We start from the raw sequence: 3,427 nt of genomic DNA on the forward strand, positions 1-3,427 counted from the left end.
ACTATGAACGCTGGCTATTTTCCGAGCGCATCGCGGCAACTGGATCGGTTCATGGCAAGCCCGCATTGGTGGCCGAACAAGGTGATGGATTCGCTGCCCACCTGCTATCGGTTCGATCACACTGGCGCACGCAGTTGCTGAATGTTTCCCAATCCGATGGTAATCCGGACCGTGGGCGGGGCCTGCTGCTGGGGTTGACCATCGGGGATAGTGATTATCTGGATCAAAACGACTGGGAAACGCTGCTGGCTACCGGCACGAATCATCTGCTGGCGATTTCGGGCTTGCATGTGGGCATGGTTTCGGGACTGTTCGCCTGGATCGCGGCCTGGCTCTGGTCGCGCACGCGCTGGTGCGAAGGGTTGCCCGCTCGTCGTGTGGCCGCCGGGGTGGCCGTTCTTGCGGCCTGGGGCTACGCCTTTCTGGCGGGGATGTCTGTACCGACCGAACGCACGGCACTGATGATCACGATTCTGCTGGCCGGGCTGCTGCTGGGGCGGTCGTGGCGATTGCTCGATCTCTGGCTGATCGCTCTGTTGGGTGTGCTCTTGCTTGATCCGTTCAATGCGCTCACGGCGGGGTTCTGGCTCTCGTTTGGCGCGGTGCTGATCATGCTGCTCTGGTTGCAGTACCGACCGGCGCTGTCGTTCTGGCGCGATGGATTCCGCCTGCAGATCATTATCACGCTTGCCTTGCTACCCATCGTCTGGTGGTTGTTCGACCGCGTGGCCTGGTCGTCCTTGCCCGCCAATATCGTGGCTGTGCCGGTGATTACTTTTGTGATTACGCCGCTTTCCCTGCTGGTCATGGCCTTCGTCGGTATTCTGCCTTCGGTTGCGGCAGTCCTGATGTGGCCGATTAACGTCCTGGCGCACGGCTTGTTCGGCTTTCTGGAGTGGTTGCGACTGGCGATGCCGGATAGTCATATCGCAGCCCCCGCAGGATGGACATTGCTGCTGGCGTCGCTTGGCGTGGCCTGGTTATTGATGCCCAAATACTGGCCTGCCCGGTATCTTGGCCTCGTGCTGTGTTTACCGGCTGCGTTCTATCGACCGGCACCGATCCCGGATGGCGAGGCCGATATCTGGTTTCTGGATGTGGGGCAGGGGTTGGCTGTGGTTATCCATACCGCGCACCACGCGATGCTATACGACGCAGGGCCGGCATTTGGCGACAGTGACGCGGGCGAGCGAACGGTTGTGCCCGCGCTCCGTGCACTGCATGTTTCTGATCTGAATCAAATCGTCATCAGTCACCATGCGCGCGACCATATGGGGGGATTGTCCAGCGTGCTGGCGGTTTATCCTCGTGTCCCGGTCATTAGCGGCGTGCCGCTACCCGGCATTGATAGCATCTCTTGTCGTGATGGTGCGCATTGGCAGTGGGATGGTGTGGATTTTACGACGTATCAGGCCTCACTGACCGATCGTGATGATAACAATCGTTCCTGTGTGCTCCGCATCCAGAGTCGTACGGGGAGCGTCTTGTTGACCGGAGATATTGAGGCACAAGCCGAGCAGGCGCTTATCGATGCGCACTCGGATGGATCTGCGTTGAAATCAGGTGTGCTCTATGTGCCGGATCATGGTTCGAAAACCTCGTCCTCGCCGCCATTTCTGGCTGCGGTTCAGCCAGAAGTGGCTGTCATCAGTGCCGGTAAGTTTAATCCCTTCGGGCATCCGCATCCCTCGGTGCTGCAACGTTATCAGCAGCGACAAATTCCAGTGTTCACCACCGCAGACCAGGGCGCGATCGAAGTGGAATCCGGGCAGGTTGTTGCCTACCGCGACCGCCAGTGGCCCTACGTTTGGCGATCTATTAGCTATCGCTAACATAATAGTGTCACACTCGATCGCTAGGGTATCCGCTCCCTGGTTTGATTGAGAGTGAGCGATGTCTTCATCCCTACGTGCCCTGCTTGATGCAGTTCCTCCCTTGTTGGTAGATATGACGCTCGATGCCGTTACGGAGCGCTTTGGGGAAGGTGGCTTCGATCGTATGTTGTCGCTGGCGGTTGTTGATGAAGACCGGCAGCCGGTGGGTCTGATCAGCCGCCATGCGCTGATGGAATTATTGCTGAACAAGTACTCCCGCGATTTGTACGGTCGACGTCCTATCCGGTACTTCATGAACACGCAGCCGATTATTGTCTCGCTGGCCGAATCGACCAGCACTGTCATTTCAACCGTTACCGCGCAGATTCGCACACCGATCATCGAAGATTTCATCTTTACCGAAGCCGATGGTAGCTACGCCGGGCTGGGTTCTGTTGCCGATGTGCTGAAACTGGTCGAGCAGCGTCTTAATCAGCGCAATCACGCACTGGCGCAGGCGAATCAGGAGATCAAGGCCTCACAGGCACATCTGGTGCAGTCCGAAAAGATGGCGGCGTTGGGGCAGATGGTGGCGGGCGTCGCGCACGAGATCAACACACCGCTCGGTTACGTCGGCAACAACGTGCAGATGGCCGAAGAAATGCTGGGGCAAATTCACGGATTGGTCGCTGCCTACGACAGTCTGTTCGAAAACCTGCTCAACCCCGCTGCCGAGCAAATCGATGTTGAAGCGCAAATCCAGGCGATTGCCGCCATGCGCGAAGAATTCGATGCCGTCAGTGATCTGGCCGATTTGAACGAATTATTCACCGACACCCGTTTCGGTTTGAAGCAGATCAGCGAGATTGTCCTGAGCCTGAAGAACTTTGCGCGGGTCGATCGGGCAGCAACCGATCAGGTTAATCTGATCGACAACATCGAAACGGCCCTGACGGTCGGGCATCACCACCTGAAGAATCGAGTCACGGTCGAAAAACGCTTCGAACCGATACCGCTCGTGCCCTGCGCACCTTCGCAAATCAATCAGGTTTTACTGAATCTGCTGACCAATGCGGCCCAAGCGATCAATCACGACAAAGGCCGATTGCTCATTCGAACCTACACCCGCGGCGAGTTCGTCTGCATCAGCGTGGAAGATAACGGCAGCGGCATCCCGCCCGAACACGTGTCGCGCATTTTCGAACCGTTCTATACCACCAAAAAAATAGGTGAGGGAACCGGTCTCGGGTTGTCGATCAGCTATCGCATCATCAAGGATCACGGCGGCGACATCCGTTTGGCTACCAAGCCTGGTGTTGGCACACGCTTTGAGATCAGCCTGCCGATCAAGCCGCCGACTAATCAACCTGTGCATACGGATTCCAGTTCGGATGCCAGCGGCAAGCAAGTTGCGGACAGCATTGAAGTGCTGCAAACAGAGAATACCCACCGATTGAATTCAACCGCCATCTGAATGGCTGAGCTTGACCAGAACGCGGAAAGGAGCAGAAAAGATGAATGAACTGAATACCAAACCCACCTTGTTGCTGGTCGATGACGAGACTCGTATCACCCGCTCGCTCAAGATGCTGTTCCGCAATGAATTCAATGTG

General features: G+C 56.9%; 2 protein-coding genes. Both read left to right on the top strand.

Features of this window, described 5'->3' with window-relative positions; translation table 11 throughout:
- A partial coding sequence (locus M7R55_RS02870; RefSeq protein WP_298218345.1) for a DNA internalization-related competence protein ComEC/Rec2 occupies nucleotides 1–1,832 on the top strand: 1,832 nt, incomplete at its 5' end.
- A gap of 61 nt (nucleotides 1,833–1,893) precedes the next feature.
- Nucleotides 1,894–3,288 carry an ATP-binding protein gene (locus M7R55_RS02875; protein WP_298218347.1) on the top strand — a complete coding sequence of 465 codons (1,395 nt, stop codon included), beginning with the start codon at nucleotides 1,894–1,896 and terminating at the stop codon, nucleotides 3,286–3,288.
- The last annotated feature ends 139 nt before the right edge of the window (nucleotides 3,289–3,427 follow it).

The sequence above is a fragment of the Halothiobacillus sp. genome (assembly GCF_027346185.1).
In the GTDB taxonomy this organism is placed as follows: Bacteria; Pseudomonadota; Gammaproteobacteria; order Halothiobacillales; family Halothiobacillaceae; genus Halothiobacillus.